The organism is Urbifossiella limnaea, assembly GCF_007747215.1.
Taxonomy (GTDB): domain Bacteria; phylum Planctomycetota; class Planctomycetia; order Gemmatales; family Gemmataceae; genus Urbifossiella; species Urbifossiella limnaea.
On record NZ_CP036273.1, the window covers coordinates 6,748,684 to 6,762,818 of the forward strand.

A 14,135-nucleotide genomic window follows, 5' to 3' on the forward strand; every position below is an offset into this window, starting at 1 on the left:
CCTCGGAAGCTCGCACCCGACCCGATCGGAGAAACCGATGGGCAATCTACCAGGCAGTCGGCCCGACAGGGAAGGCTGGATTCGCGTCAGCAAGTCTCAGCCGTGCCCGGTGTGCAAGAAGCCGGACTGGTGCATGGTCGCGCCCGACGGAAACGCCGCTATCTGCCAGCGCGTCGAAAAGGGAAGCACGAAGCCGTGCGGCGACGGCGGTTGGCTGCACCGCCTGACACGGGCCTCGACCCGCCCGGGGCCGCAGGGGGCTCGGAAGGGGCGTACGGTCACGACCGACTGGACCGCACTGGCGGGCCGGCGCGCCGCCGAACTGAACCCTGCCCGGCGGAACGATCTCGCCCGCACGCTGGGGCTGCCGGCCGACGCCCTCGACGCGCTGCCGCTCCTCGGGTTCCACAACGACGCCCGCGGGGCGTACTACACGTTCCCGGAGGCGAACGCCGGCGGGACCGTCGTCGGGTTGAATCGCCGGTTCGCTGACGGCACGAAGAAGGCACTCCCCGGGAGCAAGCGCGGGCTGACCCTGCCGGCCGGGTGGCGGGAGCGACCCGGCCCGGTGTTCGTCGTCGAGGGGCCGACCGACGCGGCAGCGATGACCGCCGCCGGGCTGTCGGCCGTGGGGCGGCCGTCCAACACGGGAGGGGTGGCACACCTCGCCGAGCTGTTCGGCGACCTGGACGCCGGCCGGTCGGTCGTCGTGGTGGGCGAGAACGACCGGAAGGCCAGCGGCGAGTGGCCGGGTCGCACCGGCGCCGAGTCCGTCGCCCGCGGGCTCGCTGGGCGGCTCGGGCGGGCGGTCCAGTGGGCGCTGCCGCCCGAGGGCGCGAAGGACGTGCGGGAGTGGCTGACCGCGTCGGCCCCTGGCGAGACGCCGTGGCCCGACCGGGGCGTCGAGCTCGGCCGCCGTCTCGTCGCTGCGGCGGTCGGGATCGACCCGCCGCCGACCACCACGGCCGACGGTTCCCGGTCTGCGGTGCCGGACATCGTCATCGGCCCGGACGAACACCGGGTCAACGCCGAGGCGACGGCCGCCCTCGCCGCCGAGGAGGACGTATATCAGCGCGGCGGGCTGCTGGTTCATGTCCTCCATCAATCGGACGACTCGGACCTCGACGCCGTGGTCCGCCGGCCGGTCGGCGCCCCGGTGGTGCGCGAGCTGGCCCGCCCGCTCCTGCGCGAACGGCTCACGCGGGTCGCGCGGTGGACGCAGTGGCGCGGGGCCGGCGAGAACGCCGAGTTGGTTGAGGCCCACCCGACGGACTGGTGCGTCGGCGCCGTCCACGCCCGCGGCGACTGGCCCGGCCTCCGCCGGCTCGACGCCGTCGTCACCCACCCGGTGCTGCTGCCGAGCGGCGACCTGTTGACCGCCAACGGGTATCACCGCGGCGTGCGATTGCTCGCCGCCCTGCCGGCTGACTTGGCGGTGACGGTGCCCGACGCGCCGACCCGCCAGGACGTGGACGCCGCCGTGGCTGCGCTGCTCGACCCGCTGGCCGACTTCCCGTTCGAGACGCCGGCCCACCGGGCGGCACTGGTGGCCGGGCTCCTCACCCCGCTGGCGTGGTTCTTGTTCGACGGCCCGGCCCCGCTGTTCCTGATCGACGGGAACGTCCGCGGGGTCGGGAAAGGCTTGCTCGCCGACGTGGTGGCGCTGACGGTGACCGGCCGGCGGTTCCCGGTGATGAGCTACACGAACGACCGGGAGGAACTGCGGAAGAAGATCACCACGCTGGCGATGGAGTGCGAGCGGCTGGTGCTGCTCGACAACCTGGCGGGCGCGGTCGGGAACGACATCCTCGACGCCGCCCTGACGACCGACCGGTGGAAGGACCGGGTGTTGGGCGGCAACCGGGTGTACGACGGCCCGCTCCACGTCGTGTGGTTCGGGACAGGGAACAACGTGCAGCTGGGCGCCGACACGTCCCGCCGGGTGTGCCACGCCCGGATGGAGTCGGCGGACGAGCGGCCGGAGATGAAGGAGGGGTTCCGCCATCCCGACCTGCGGGGGTACGTCCGGCGGGATCGGGGGCGGCTGTTGTCGGCGGCACTGACGATCCTCCGCGCGTGGGTGCGGGCCGGGCGGCCGAGGCACCAGCTGCGGCCGTGGGGCAGTTTCGAGGGTTGGTCGGGTGTCGTGCGCGAGGCGGTGGTGTTCGCCGGGCTGCCGGACCCGGGCGAGACGCGGGTGGCACTCCAGACGACAGCCGACCGGGACGCGGCCGCGATGGCGGACGTGATCGCCGGGCTGATCCACCTGGACGACACGGGCCGGGGGTTGACGACGGCCGACATCGTCGGCCGCATCAAGGAGGCGGAGCGGGAGGCGCCGGCGGAGTGGATGTCGAACCTCCGGGCCGCGGTGGAAGACCTGTGCGGCAAGCTGTGCGGGCGGACGCTCGGCTACCGGTTTCGGCACTTCGCCCGCCGGAACTTCGGCGGCAAGGTGCTGGACAAGGCCGACGCCCCGCACGGGTCGAACCGGTGGGTCGTGCGGGACGTGAAGGGGCGAGCGGGTCGGGAGCATGTCCACCATGCCCACCATCACCACCCGGACCCGCGGCCGGCCGGTGGGGATGGTGGAGATGGTGGAGATGATTCCGCCCGGCCGGCCGCGGTTGAAGCCGCCCTGCCCCGTTCGCGGACGCGGTTCGTCAACGACGACACCCCGCACGACGTGAGGGGGTGAGCGATGCCGACCACTGCCGCGCCGGCGACCGTCGCGGACTTGCTCGCCGCCGTGTTGGCGTACCGGCCGACGGTGGAGGACGGGGCGTTGGCGTTTGCCGTCGAGTTGCCGACCGAGTTGGGGCGACGGCTCTGGGTGCTCCACACCGGCGTCCGCGCGGCGCTGGCCGGTCGGCCGTGGTATGGGTGCGGCTCGGAGCGCAAGGCCGCGGCGCCGCGGCCGCTCGACCCCGCGGCGCCTATCCCGCCCGGTGTCACCCTCCTGTGCGTCGAGGGCGACCGGCGCTGGGACCGGATCGACCCCGACGCCCGGCTCGACCTGCCGGACCTGTTCGTGCCCTGACAGTTACCAAGCTGGCGGCCGGTTGGCCGCCGGTTATACTCCTCATTCAATCGTTCGCTGGCGGGTTGCACCCAACCTCCCAACAGCGAGCGACGACAAGAAAGGTTGCTCCGATGGCGACCCTGTTCAAGCCGACCCGCCCGTACCCGCTCCCGCCCGCCGCCGAGGTGGTCGAGAAAGACGGCCGCCCCCACGCCCGCGTCCGGGAGAAAGGGAAGGCGGTGCTGTACCCGCTGAGCGCGGACGGCACCGCGTACCTGAAGCCCGCCGCGAAGTGGGCGGCCGACGTGCGGTTCGCCGACGGCAGCCGGAAGCGCGTGCGGTTCTCCCCGAACCGCGACGCCGCCGCGCTCATGCTGGCCGAGCTGATGAAGCGCATCGAGAACGAGAAGGCCGGCATCCGCGACGACTACGCCGACCACCGCAAGCGGCCGCTCCGCGACTTACTCACCGAATACGAGCAACACGTTCGGGACAAGGGTGCTACCGGGAAGGAAGCCGGCCAGGCCGCGCGTCGGTGCGAGCTCGTGTTCGATGCCGTCGGGTTCGTCACGCTGAAGGAGTTGGACGCGACCCCGGCGGAGCGCTGGCTGGCCGAGCGGCGTGCGATGCCGAAGGCGGACGGCGGGTTCGGGCCGGCCACCAGCAACCACTACCGGAAGTCGCTCGTCGCGTTCGGCAACTGGCTCGTGAAGGCCCGTCGCGCCGCCGAGAACCCGTTCCGGCACATCCCGAAGGTGAACGAAGACGTTGACGTGCGGCATGAGCGTCGGCCGCTGACGGCGGAGGAGTACGCCCGTGTTCTCGACGCCGCCCGCGGAGGGAAGGTGTACCGCAAGATGGCCGGCCCAGACCGACGGATGCTGTACCTCATCGGCGGCGCGACGGGGCTGCGGTCGGGCGAGTTGTCCAGCCTGACGCCGGGTTCGTTCGAGCTGACGGCAGACCCCCCGGCGGTCGTGGTCGAGGCCGCGTACTCCAAGCACCGCCGCCGGGACACGGTCCCGTTGCACCCCGACCTGATCCCGGAGCTGCGGTCGTGGTTGGCCGGCAAGCCGGCCGCGGCACCGGTATGGCCGGGTAAGTGGGCGAAGCACACCGAGGCCGTGGACATGATCCGCCGCGACCTGGAGGTGGCCCGCGCCGTGTGGGTTGGCGAGGCGACGACCGCCGCCGAGCGGGGCGAGCGCGAGCGGTCGGACTTCCTGTGCTACCGCGACCGGAACGGCCGGGTCGCCGACTTCCACGCGCTGCGGCACACGTTCATCACCGAGCTGGTCCGCGCGGGGGTATCGCCGAAGGACGCGAAGGAGCTGGCGCGGCACTCGACCATTACCCTCACGATGGACCGGTACGCCCACGTCGGCATCCGCGACACGGCCGCCGCAGTCGCCAAGCTGAGCCTGCCAACCCACAACCCCGGGGGTGGTGAACCGGCTGCACTGCGTGCGACCGGCACGGATAACGGCCCGGGTTCGGGAGCAGCAACGGGAGCAGCAGCAGGCGGTAGCAGGCGGGGAGAATCGGGGACAAGTGAGGAAACGGACGGTACGGGGCGGACGACCCCGAGAACGAGTCAACCCCTGCGTTTGGCAGGGGTTGAGGACGATCGAGGACAATTGGGGGGAGTATGCCCGACAGGAGTTGAACCTGTAACCTTCGGCTCCGGAGGCCGACGCTCTATCCAGTTGAGCTACGGGCACGCACGTCTTCCAACCCGAATTCTAGCCGACCGCAGCGCGGTTTCAACCGCCGCCCCCGTTTTCACGGACTCAGCCCCGGGAACAGTTGCCGGCGCACCTCGTCCCGGAACGGCGCCTCCGCGAACGTCCCGACCACGCGCTTCCGCGCCAGCCGGCAGTCGTACTGCCGCCGGCCCAGCCAGTAACCCGATACGAACGACCGCTCCGGCTCCCAACCTGCCGGCTCCACCTTCCCAAACAGTGCGAACTCCGGCGGGCCCGCCAGCGGCGGTAACTCCACCCGGTCCAGCGGCTTCCCCGACTCGTCGAACAGGCCCACCGCCACGTCGCCGCGGCCGCGGTGCAGCAGGTGCCAGCGGAAGTGGATGCCCTCCTCGATGTTCAGCCCGCCGGCCGTGCTGTCGCCGCTCATCCAGGCGATCCGCGCGTCCGGCGGCGCCGTCGCCTCCACGTGGCGGACCGCGTCCCACAGCAGGTGCGCCCGGGCGGCGAACTTCTCCTGCTTCCCCACGCCGGCGACCGCCACCACCGCCAGGCCCGTACACACGCCCGCGAACGCCGCCTTCTTCCACGCCGTCAGCGGCAGCGCGATCAGCGCCGTCAGCAGCAGCGCGAACAGCACGTCCAGCCCCCACACGGCCGGCATCGCGTACCGGCCCGACATCATCGACAGCGGCAGGTACACCACCACGCCCGCGGCCACCAGCAGCAGCGCGGCGAGCACCGGCGGCGTGCCCAGCCGTTGCCACGACACGGCCTTCAGGACGCCGCCCTTCCACAGCGCCAGCGCCGCCAGCAGCAGGCCCGCGGCCATGAACTCCAGGCTCACCGCGCCCTTCAAGGCGCTCAGCATCCGGCCCAGCTGCGCCGCCGTCGGGCCGTGCGTCTCGTACTGACCCGGGTGCCAGTGCGCCTTGAAGTACACGAAGTGCGCCGCCGGCAGCACCAGCGTCACGCCCAGCAGCAGCGACCGCGCCCCGTTCCGCTTCAGCGCCTCACGCAGGGTCATACCGTCCGGCCACATCCTCAGCAGGATTTGCACCGGCACCAGCGCCGCGAACGTGTTCTTGCACCCGAGCGCCACCAGCACCGCCAGCGCCGACAGCAGCTCCCACCGCAGCGGGGTCGCGCTCGTCGCCGCCTTCCGCGCCGCCACCAGCGCGAACAGCGCGTACGGCATCGCCACGCCCTCGGAGAGCGTCAGGCTCGTCCAGATCTCGTTGCGGTACGGGTTCCACATCGCCAGCGCCCCGGCCAGCAGCGCCGCGGCCGGGTGCGCGCCCAGCTCCGCCAGCAGCCACAAGAGTGCCGCCGCAGACAGGGCACACCACACGAAGCGGTACGCCCGCCACGCCACGGCGCTGCCGTCGAACAGGTTCGCCTGCACCTGCCAGTGAACCCACAGCGTCGGGCGGAACGGGCCGAGGTGTTCGTAGTTCGCTTCCACCTTCTCCCACCACAGCCCGACGTGCTCCCCCGCCGACAGGCCCGGCGTCGGGTAGACGAGGTTGCCGTCGTCCACGAAGTCGAACGGCGTGGCGAGCGTTGGGAGGTACAGGGCCGCCAGCAGCAGCCCGCCGAAGGGAATCCACCAGGGGGAACGGGGGGCGTCCATGCGTGCGTCCGTGCGGCCGGGAACCGCCGGAGCCTAGCCCACCGGGCCGGGCGGCGCGAAGCCCAACCCGACGCTCAAGCCGGGGGCATTGTGTGTACGGCTCCCCCCCGGGGGGTCGAGGCACGCATTGAGTCCATGCCACAAAAGAGTGTTGAATCGACGGCGCGGTCAGTTCTTGACCACCGCCGCGGCCACGGCGTTGGCCACCTCGCGGCGCAGGCGCCCCACGCTCCCCTTGTCGTCGGGGTGGACGCGGCTCGTCAGAATGATCACCGCCGTCTGCGAGCGCGGGTCCACCCACAGGCTCGTGCCGGTGAACCCGGTGTGGCCGTAGCCCTCGCCGCGCTTGAAGGCGTCGCCGCGCTGGCCGCTGAACGACGTGTCCACGTCCCAGCCGTAGCTGCGGAACTGCCGCGGCGGGTCTTCCTTCCCCTTCGCGGGCTGCGCCGGCACCTCGTGCGGCGCGGTGAACAGCTTCACGGTGTCGGCCTTCAGTACGCGGGCGCCGTCCAGCTCGCCGCCGCGGAGGAGCATCCGGGCGTAGCGGCCGAGGTCGTCGGCGCTGCCGAACAGGCCCGCGTGACCGGCCACGCCGCCCATCTTGAACGCCCGCGGGTCGTGGACCTCGCCGCGGATCGTCAGCTTGTCGCGCAGCCCGGTCGGCGCCACGCGCTTCACGAGGTCGCCGGCGGGGCGGAAGCCGGTGTCGGTCATCTTCAGCGGGTCGAAGACGTGCGTCTTCGCGTACTGATCGACCGGCATCCCGCCGAGCTTCTCGACCAGCTCGCCGAGGACGATGAAGCCCACGTCGCTGTAGCGGAAGCGGGTGCCGGGCGGGGCTTCGAGCTTCAGCGCGGCGACGCGCTCGAGCGCCTTCTCGCGGCCGTCGGCGTAGTCGGCGAGGGCGTTGTCGGCGGTCAGGCCGCTGGTGTGGAGGAGCAAGTGCGCGACGGTCACGTCCGCCTTGCCGAACGCCGGCCAGTGCTTTGCCACGGGGTCGTCGAGCTTCAACTTCCCCTGCTCGATCAGCCGCATGATGCTGGTGCCGGTGGCGGTCGGCTTGGTGAGCGAGGCGAGGTCGAAGACGGTGTCGGCGGTCATCGGTTCGGCGGCGGGGCGGACGGCGCGCCGGCCGTAGGCCTTGCGGTGAACGACCGCGTCGCGGTGAACCACGAGCACGACGGCGCCGGGGCAGTCGTTCCGCGCCAGCGCCGCCTCGACGGCGGTGTCCACGGCGGCGAAGTCGGCGCGGGCGGGGAGCGGCGCGAGGAGCGCGGCGAGGACGAGGGGGGTACGCATGGGGAGATGATATTCAGGCTCGGGGTTCCGCCGCTTGCGGCGTAGCGGCGCTTGCGCCGCTACGCCGCAAGCGGCGGAACCCCGGTTACCGCGGCGCCGTGATGGCCGGCACGTCTCGGCCCGTCGATTGCGCGTACAGCACGCCCGCCGCGAACCCGGCTGCCATCAGGATGCCGGCGGCGAGCTGCCACAGCCGCAGCACGTTCCGCTGGCTCGCGGCGCCGGCGGCGAACATGAGCCGGTCGCGGTCGATCCGCGCCGGCGACGGCGCCAGCCGCGCCAGGGCGGCGGCAACGGCGGCGTCGGCCGGCGGGATGGGGGGCGGCGTGTTCATTTCGTCGGGGTCGGGCATTCGGCACCGAGTTTCTGGCGGAGGGCGGCGAGCCCCGCCGCGTACCGGCGGTAGCAGGTGGCGGCCGACGAGCCGAGCGTCTGGGCGATCTGCTCGAACGTCAGGCCGCCCCACAGGTGGGCGGTCACGATCTCCCGCGTCTCGGCCGGGAGGCTCGTGAGGGCGTCGGCCGCGGCCCGGGCGTCGAGCCCGGTCGGGTCGTCGGGGGGCGAGAACCACGGGTCGGTGCGGTCGGCGGCGGCGGCCTCGTACTTCGTCCGCCGGCGGGCGGCCCGGCTGGCGTCGATGGCCCCGTTGCGGACGACCCGGTACAGCCAGGGTACCAGGTTGTCGGGGCGGGCGCGAAGGCGGACGAGTTTGAGGAACGCCGTTTGAACCACGTCCTCGGGGCTGCCGCACCACTGCCGGGCGTACAGCACCAGGGCGGCGGCGTGCCGGTCGACCAGTTCGGCCAGTTCGTCCGGTCCCATCGCCAAGATGACGCCCCCGCGGCCGCGCCGTTTCAGGGCGGGAGTCTGATCCAGGGTTGATGAACGGAATCGGCGGGGCGGCGGCAACCGGGCGGCGCGTTAGGCCGGGGCGCAAGCCCCGGTGTGCCCTCAACCCACCCGGGGCTTGCGCCCCGGCCTAACGCGCGGCTGGACTCCCGATCCCGCGATGCGGATACTACCCCCGCCCTTCCCTCCCCGGAGCCGCTCATGCGCGCCCTCGCCGTCCCGCTCGCCTGCCTCGTCGCGCTCGTGCCCGCCAGCGCCCAGCCGCCCGCGCCGGAGAAGTTCTCCGACGCCGGCTTCGTCTCCATCTTCAACGGCAAGGACCTCACCGGCTGGACGGTGTCGGCCAAGACCGGCCACAGCGGCACCACCAAGAACAAGAGCGGCGGCAAGTGGGAGATCAAGGACGGCGCCATCGTCGGCAGCCAGGACGTGCCCGGCAACGGCGGCATCGTCATCACCGACAAGCAGTACGGCGACTTCGAGGTGGCGCTGGAGATGAAGAACGACGACGGCCCGGACAGCGGCCTGTTCCTGCGGAGCACCGACACCGGCAAGTGCTACCAGGCGATGATCGACTACCACAAGGGCGGCAACCTGATGGGCGTGTACGGCGAAGGCATTGGCGGCCGGCCGCACGTCCGCAACTTCGACTTCGGCAAGGACGTGAACGAGATCGTCGTCCCGAGCCGGCAGACGCCGGACTACAAGAGCCCGGTCAGCGCCGCCGACTGGAAGGCGTTCTGGAAGCACGGCGAGTGGAACGAGCTCCGCGCCCGCATCGAGGGGAACCCGCCGAAGATCACGACGTGGATCAAGGGGGTGAAGTTCCTGGAGTACCAGGACACCGAGAAGCGGCTCGCCGACACGGGCGGCATCGCGCTCCAGGTCCACGGCGGCGGCGACTACACGAAGCAGTTCGTGCGCTACCGCAACATCCGGGTCCGCGACCTGTCGCGGAAATGACGAATGACGAATGACGAATGACGAACCGGGTCATTCGTCATTCGTCATTCGTCATTCGTCATTTCCGTCAGGTACAGCGCCGCCAGCCGCGGGAAGCGCCGCCGCTGCTCGGCCGCGTCCTCGAAGTCCCAGTCGTCGCCCTCGGGCGGCGGCGGCGGGGCGTCCTTCTCGGCCTTGTCCAGCTGCTCGTAGAAGTCGCTCATCCCCGTCTTCGCCTCGTAAACCCGGATCGCCGCCGCGTCCAGGCCGAACCCGTCCACCGGGTCGCCGTCCAAAATGTCGGCGAGAGTGTCGGGGTTCTTCAGCGCCGCCTCGTAGGGGTGCCGGCCGCGGCCCACGAGCCACGCCCGGAAGTCGCGGAAGGCCTCGTCCGAGCAGCCGCCCTGGATGAGGTACGCGGCGCCCCACAGGTCGAGCCGGTTGGCGGCGGCGATCGCCTCGTCGAACCGGGCCTGGAACGCGACCACGGCGAACCACGGCAGCGCGTCGAGCTCGGCCTTCAGCGCCTCGAAGTGGTCGGGGCCGTCGGCCCGGTACGCGGACTCGAGAATCTTCCAGAAGTGCTTCCACTCCATCGCCGGTCCTCCCGCCGTTCACTCCTCCCCGTCAAGATACGCGGCGGCGAGCCGCGGGAGGCGGCGGCGGACCTCGGCGTCGTCGTCGAAGTCCCACTCGGCCGCCAGCGGCGGCTCCGCCGGCGGGTGCGGGTGACGGAACCGCAGCGCCCGCGCGAACGCCTCGTACCCGTCGTCGTCCTTGGCGCGGCCGGTGGCGAGGAACCAGGCGTCGGTGCCGGGGTACACCTCCGCTTCCACCTCCGTCTCGCCGTCGAGCACTTCCGCCAGCGTGTCCGGGTCGGCGATCGCGGCGTCGAACGCGGCGCGGCCTTGCAGGACGAGCCACCAGCGGAAGTACTGGAAGCCGTCGTCCGAGCAGCCGCCGTTGACGAGGTACGCGGCGCCCCACAGGTCCTGCCGGTAGGCGCGGGCGCTGGCGGCGTCCCAGTGGTGAACGAAGTCGAGGATGTCGGGCTCAGGCAGTTCCGCGAGGCGGGCGGCGAGTTGGTCCGCGTGCGCCTCGGCGTCGTACCGGCGGGGGCGGGCGGCGTGGATGTGCGCCCAGAACTCGGGTTCGGTCATCGGCGGCTACCCCCGGTCGGCGGTGACGACGAGCGTGAAATCGACCTCGCCCACGATCTCATCCGCCTTGCCGACCGACACCGCGCCGGCGGCGTGGCCGACCGGCACCTCCCACGGCACCAGCAGGTCGAACTCGACGCGGCACGGGCTGCCGTGCCACTCCGTCGCCCACGCCGGCGTCGTCACCGACACGCCGGCCACGGTCACGTGCACGACCAGCTCCTCGCCGCGGCCGATCTCGCGGGCCAGCACGGCGGCGCCGAGTAGCACGGCGTCGTGGTCGAACGCCCGCGCCAGCGTGGCGACGCTGTCGGCCGCGTGCGGCGGGAACAGGAACACCGTCACCCGCGGCGCCTCGCTCCGCGCCGCCGCCGGCGGGCCGTACACCCGCACCCACACCGTGTCCGTCGACGGCTTCCAGAACAGCACCTTCCGTTTGAGCCGCTTCCACGCGCCCGACAGGGCCGGGTCCTCGACCGCCGGCGCCGGCCCGGCCGCGGGCGTGCGCGGCGCCGGCGGCGGGACGCGGTCGCTCCCGGCCGGCGCCCCCACCAGCGGCATGGCCGGCAGCCGCGGCGGCAGCGACTTCGGCGCCTCGGGCCGCCGCGGCGGTGGCGGCGGCGGCGGCGGCGGCGGCGGCGGCGGTGGCGGCGGCGGCGGTGGCGGCGGCGGCGGCGGCGCCCGAGGCGGCAGCCGCGGCGACACCGGCGTGTCCGGCGGCCCGTTCAGTGCCGGCACCTCGACCGTGTCCGGCAGGTCGAACCCGACCGAGTCTTCCGAGTCGTCGCGGTCCGCCGGCCGCACCGGCGGCGACCACAGCGCCACCGACCCGCCCGGCGACGCGCCCCGTGTCGGCAGTTGCACCACCCCCGAGGGCGGTGCGGCCAACTCGGCGGCGGCGGCGTCGTCCGCCGCCGCGGTCAGCGCCAGGTGCGCCTCGTCGAGGCCGGTGAACCGGGCCGCCGGGTCCGCGGCCATCATCCGGTCGAGCACGTCGGCCAGGTCGCGCCCGGCGCCGGGCCCCACGGCCGCGCCCGGCTCCGGCGCCCGGCCGGTCAGCGCGAAGTAGCCGACCGCCCCGAGCGAGAACTGGTCCGCGGCGGCCGTCGGCGGCCCCGGCGCGGCCAGCCACTCCGGCGCGGCGAACGGCAGGAACCGCGCCAGCCCGCCGCCGCCCGTCGCCGTGTCGAGGAGCTTCTCGCCGCCGGTCAGGTCCGCGGCGACGACCAGCCCCGCGCCCACGTCCAGGACGCGCGCCGGTGCCCCGCCGGCCGGCAGCGCCACCGTCGCCGGCGACAGCAGCCCGTGCGGCAGCCCGGCGGCGTGGCACGCGGCCAGCCCGCCGGCCAGCTGCGCCAGCACCGTGGCGACCCGGCCCGGCGGCAGCGGCCCGGCGGCGGCCACGCGGTCGGACAGGCGCTCGCCGAACGCGTCCGGCCACACCAGGTAGTGGAACCCGTTGGCCGAGTCGGCGTCGACCAGCGGCACGACGGCCGGGTGCTTGCGGAGCGCGGCGGTGCGGCGGGCCAGTTCGCGGGCCTGCTTGGCGCGCCACAGGCTCCGCAGCGGCACCGGCACCAGCACGACCGGCTCGGGGGCGCCGCGGCCGACCTTCTCCGCCTCGAACGCCGGGCCGAGGGCGCCGGGTTGGTGCCGGCCGATGAGGCGGTACGGCCCCAGCGCCAGGGTGTGGGCGGCGCCGCCGAGTGCGCGGTCGGCCTGGAAGCGCGTCAGGGCGCGGCGGGCGACGAGGAAGTCGGCGAGGTCGGCGGCGGTTCCGCCGTGGAAGTCGGCGAGGTGGGCGTCGAGGCGGTCCGCGGGCACGACCCGGGCGCGGGCGAGGTCGTCCGCCAGGGCGGCGGCGTCGGCGGCCGGCACGGGTGAGGCCATACCCGAGTGTAGTACACGAATTCCGGCCTCGCGTGAACTCAACTCCACGATCGCAATTACGTTTGGCCTCATCGAGCCCACCGAAGTCGGGTCTTGTGACCGCCTTGAGTGGGTTGAACGAATGAGCGTTGGGGCAACGCCGGGTGGCGACGGCGGCCGGGCCGCGGTATCATGCGGTCACGCGCCCGTAGCTCAACTGGACAGAGCACCCGCCTTCTAAGCGGGATGTTCCGGGTTCGAGTCCCGGCGGGCGTACCAACTAAACTGTCACGGCCACACCGTTTAGGTGTCCGCTCCCGATGGGGCGTGCGGCCGGAAGTGCCTGAGTTTCCGGTCCGCGGACCGGAAACCTCACAGGAGGCTTCCCCGTGCCCCGTCCCAAGAACGTCGTCCCCACCTACTCCAAGCACCCCCGCAACAACACCGCCCGGGCGTGGATCGCCGGCCGGTGGGTTTCGCTGGGGCGGTACAACTCGCCGGAGAGCCGGGCCGAGTTCGCCCGGCTGTGTGCCGAGCTTGCGGCCACCTCCGACGCTGCCACGTCGGCGCGATCGTCCACAGCGGGTCCGACGGTCGCGGAGGTCATCGCCGCGTTCAAGGAGCACGCCGAGGCCTTCTACCGGAAGCCCGACGGTACGCCGACCGGTGAGACGAAGGAGTACCAGCAGGCGTTGCGGATCGTCCGCGAGTTGTACGGCCACACCCAGGCCCGCGAGTTCGGGCCGGTGGCGCTCAAGACCGTTCGCACCGCGATGGTGGCGAAGGGGTGGTGCAGGTCGCGGGTCAACCGCCAAGTGGGGCGCGTCCGGCGGGTATGGAAGTGGGCGGCGGCCGAGGAGATGGTCCCCGGGTCGCTCGTTCACGACCTCGCCTGCCTCGCGGGGCTCCGCACCGGCCGTTCGGCCGCACACGAGACGGAGCCGGTCGGGCCGGCCCCCGAAGCCGCATACCGGGCCGCACTCCCCCACATGACGCCGACGCTCCGGGCGATGGTGCAGGTTCAGAGGCTCGCCGGACTCCGGCCGTGCGAGGTCCGGCTCCTCACCCCCGCGGACCTTGACACCAGCGGGGAACTGTGGATCTACGCGCCGGCGGAGCACAAAATGAGCCACCTGGGCAGAACCAAGGCGGTGCCGCTGCCGCCGTCGGCCCGGGCGGTCATAGAGCCGTGGCTCGCCGGTCGCGAACCAGATCAAGTGCTCTTCAGCCCGCGGCAGGCGCAGCGGGAGCGGTTCGACGCCATGCGGGCAGCGCGGAAGTCGAAGGTGCAGCCGTCACAACTCGACCGCAGCAAGCCAATGACGGTGAAGGTGCGGCAGACGCGGGAACGCTACACCCGGTTTGCATACGGGCAGGCTGTGCGGCGGGCCTGTGAGCGGGCCGGGGTCGAGCCGTGGACGCCGGGCCAACTGAGGCACAGTTTTGCAACCGAGGTGCGGGCGAAGCACGGGTTGGAGGCGGCCCAAGTGCTGCTCGGCCACAAGAAGGCGGACGTGACCCAGGTGTACGCCGAGGCGACCCTGGCGAAGGGGATCGAGGCGGCACGCGCGATGGGGTGAGTGGGCTGCATAATCGGCCCGACGCAACCCCGTACCGACCTGGCAACTGGTTGAACGCTTGTTGCGTTCTGGTTGAGT

General features: G+C 72.8%; 11 protein-coding genes, 2 tRNA genes and 1 pseudogene. 6 read left to right on the forward strand and 8 right to left on the reverse strand.

From position 1 onward, the window contains the following. Positions 1 to 37: 37 nt before the first annotated feature. From ETAA1_RS27410 to ETAA1_RS33960, 3 genes and pseudogenes are all read left to right on the forward strand, one after another. Positions 38 to 2,698 (forward strand): hypothetical protein, encoded by a 2,661-nt coding sequence (locus tag ETAA1_RS27410; protein WP_145243819.1) that lies wholly within the window; start codon positions 38 to 40, stop codon positions 2,696 to 2,698. A gap of 3 nt (positions 2,699 to 2,701) precedes the next feature. Then, positions 2,702 to 3,040, forward strand: a complete 339-nt coding sequence (locus tag ETAA1_RS27415; RefSeq protein ID WP_145243820.1) for a hypothetical protein — start codon at positions 2,702 to 2,704, stop codon at positions 3,038 to 3,040. Positions 3,041 to 3,648: 608 nt separating this feature from the next. Further along, positions 3,649 to 4,392, forward strand: a pseudogene (locus ETAA1_RS33960) (tyrosine-type recombinase/integrase); the annotation flags it as partial. Positions 4,393 to 4,669: 277 nt separating this feature from the next. Here ETAA1_RS33960 and ETAA1_RS27425 read toward each other — a convergent pair. The 5 genes from ETAA1_RS27425 to ETAA1_RS27445 form a co-directional block, all read right to left on the reverse strand. Beyond that, positions 4,670 to 4,743, reverse strand: a tRNA-Arg gene (locus tag ETAA1_RS27425). A gap of 61 nt (positions 4,744 to 4,804) precedes the next feature. Continuing rightward, complete coding sequence (locus tag ETAA1_RS27430) at positions 4,805 to 6,358, reverse strand: hypothetical protein (protein WP_145243821.1); 1,554 nt, start codon at positions 6,356 to 6,358, stop codon at positions 4,805 to 4,807. A 168-nt stretch (positions 6,359 to 6,526) separates the two neighbouring features. Continuing rightward, positions 6,527 to 7,657 carry a serine hydrolase domain-containing protein gene (locus tag ETAA1_RS27435; RefSeq protein WP_145243822.1) on the reverse strand — a complete coding sequence of 377 codons (1,131 nt, stop codon included), beginning with the start codon at positions 7,655 to 7,657 and terminating at the stop codon, positions 6,527 to 6,529. A gap of 85 nt (positions 7,658 to 7,742) precedes the next feature. Next, entirely contained in the window at positions 7,743 to 8,009 is a 267-nt protein-coding gene (locus ETAA1_RS27440) for a hypothetical protein (RefSeq protein WP_145243823.1), read from the reverse strand. Then, entirely contained in the window at positions 7,988 to 8,479 is a 492-nt protein-coding gene (locus ETAA1_RS27445) for an RNA polymerase sigma factor (RefSeq protein ID WP_145244787.1), read from the reverse strand. The genes ETAA1_RS27440 and ETAA1_RS27445 overlap by 22 nt, the downstream gene beginning before the upstream one ends. A gap of 228 nt (positions 8,480 to 8,707) precedes the next feature. Between ETAA1_RS27445 and ETAA1_RS27450 the strand changes: the two genes are divergently transcribed. Beyond that, complete coding sequence (locus ETAA1_RS27450) at positions 8,708 to 9,469, forward strand: 3-keto-disaccharide hydrolase (RefSeq protein ID WP_145243824.1); 762 nt, start codon at positions 8,708 to 8,710, stop codon at positions 9,467 to 9,469. A 44-nt stretch (positions 9,470 to 9,513) separates the two neighbouring features. Here ETAA1_RS27450 and ETAA1_RS27455 read toward each other — a convergent pair whose 3' ends face one another. Genes ETAA1_RS27455 through ETAA1_RS27465 form a run of 3 tightly spaced genes read right to left on the reverse strand, consistent with a single transcriptional unit; the run spans position 9,514 to position 12,498 of the window. Next, entirely contained in the window at positions 9,514 to 10,044 is a 531-nt protein-coding gene (locus ETAA1_RS27455; RefSeq protein ID WP_145243825.1) for a DUF4240 domain-containing protein, read from the reverse strand. Positions 10,045 to 10,062: 18 nt separating this feature from the next. Further along, on the reverse strand, positions 10,063 to 10,608 hold the full coding sequence (locus ETAA1_RS27460) for a DUF4240 domain-containing protein (protein ID WP_145243826.1): 546 nt from the start codon (positions 10,606 to 10,608) through the stop codon (positions 10,063 to 10,065). A gap of 6 nt (positions 10,609 to 10,614) precedes the next feature. Further along, complete coding sequence (locus ETAA1_RS27465; protein ID WP_145243827.1) at positions 10,615 to 12,498, reverse strand: protein kinase family protein; 1,884 nt, start codon at positions 12,496 to 12,498, stop codon at positions 10,615 to 10,617. Positions 12,499 to 12,679: 181 nt separating this feature from the next. On the opposite strand from ETAA1_RS27465, the gene ETAA1_RS27470 reads away from it, so the two are divergent. Both ETAA1_RS27470 and ETAA1_RS27475 read left to right on the forward strand, forming a co-directional pair. Continuing rightward, positions 12,680 to 12,756 (forward strand) — tRNA-Arg (locus ETAA1_RS27470). Between the two features lie 110 nt (positions 12,757 to 12,866). Further along, entirely contained in the window at positions 12,867 to 14,057 is a 1,191-nt protein-coding gene (locus ETAA1_RS27475) for a tyrosine-type recombinase/integrase (RefSeq protein ID WP_145243828.1), read from the forward strand. Positions 14,058 to 14,135: the final 78 nt, after the last annotated feature.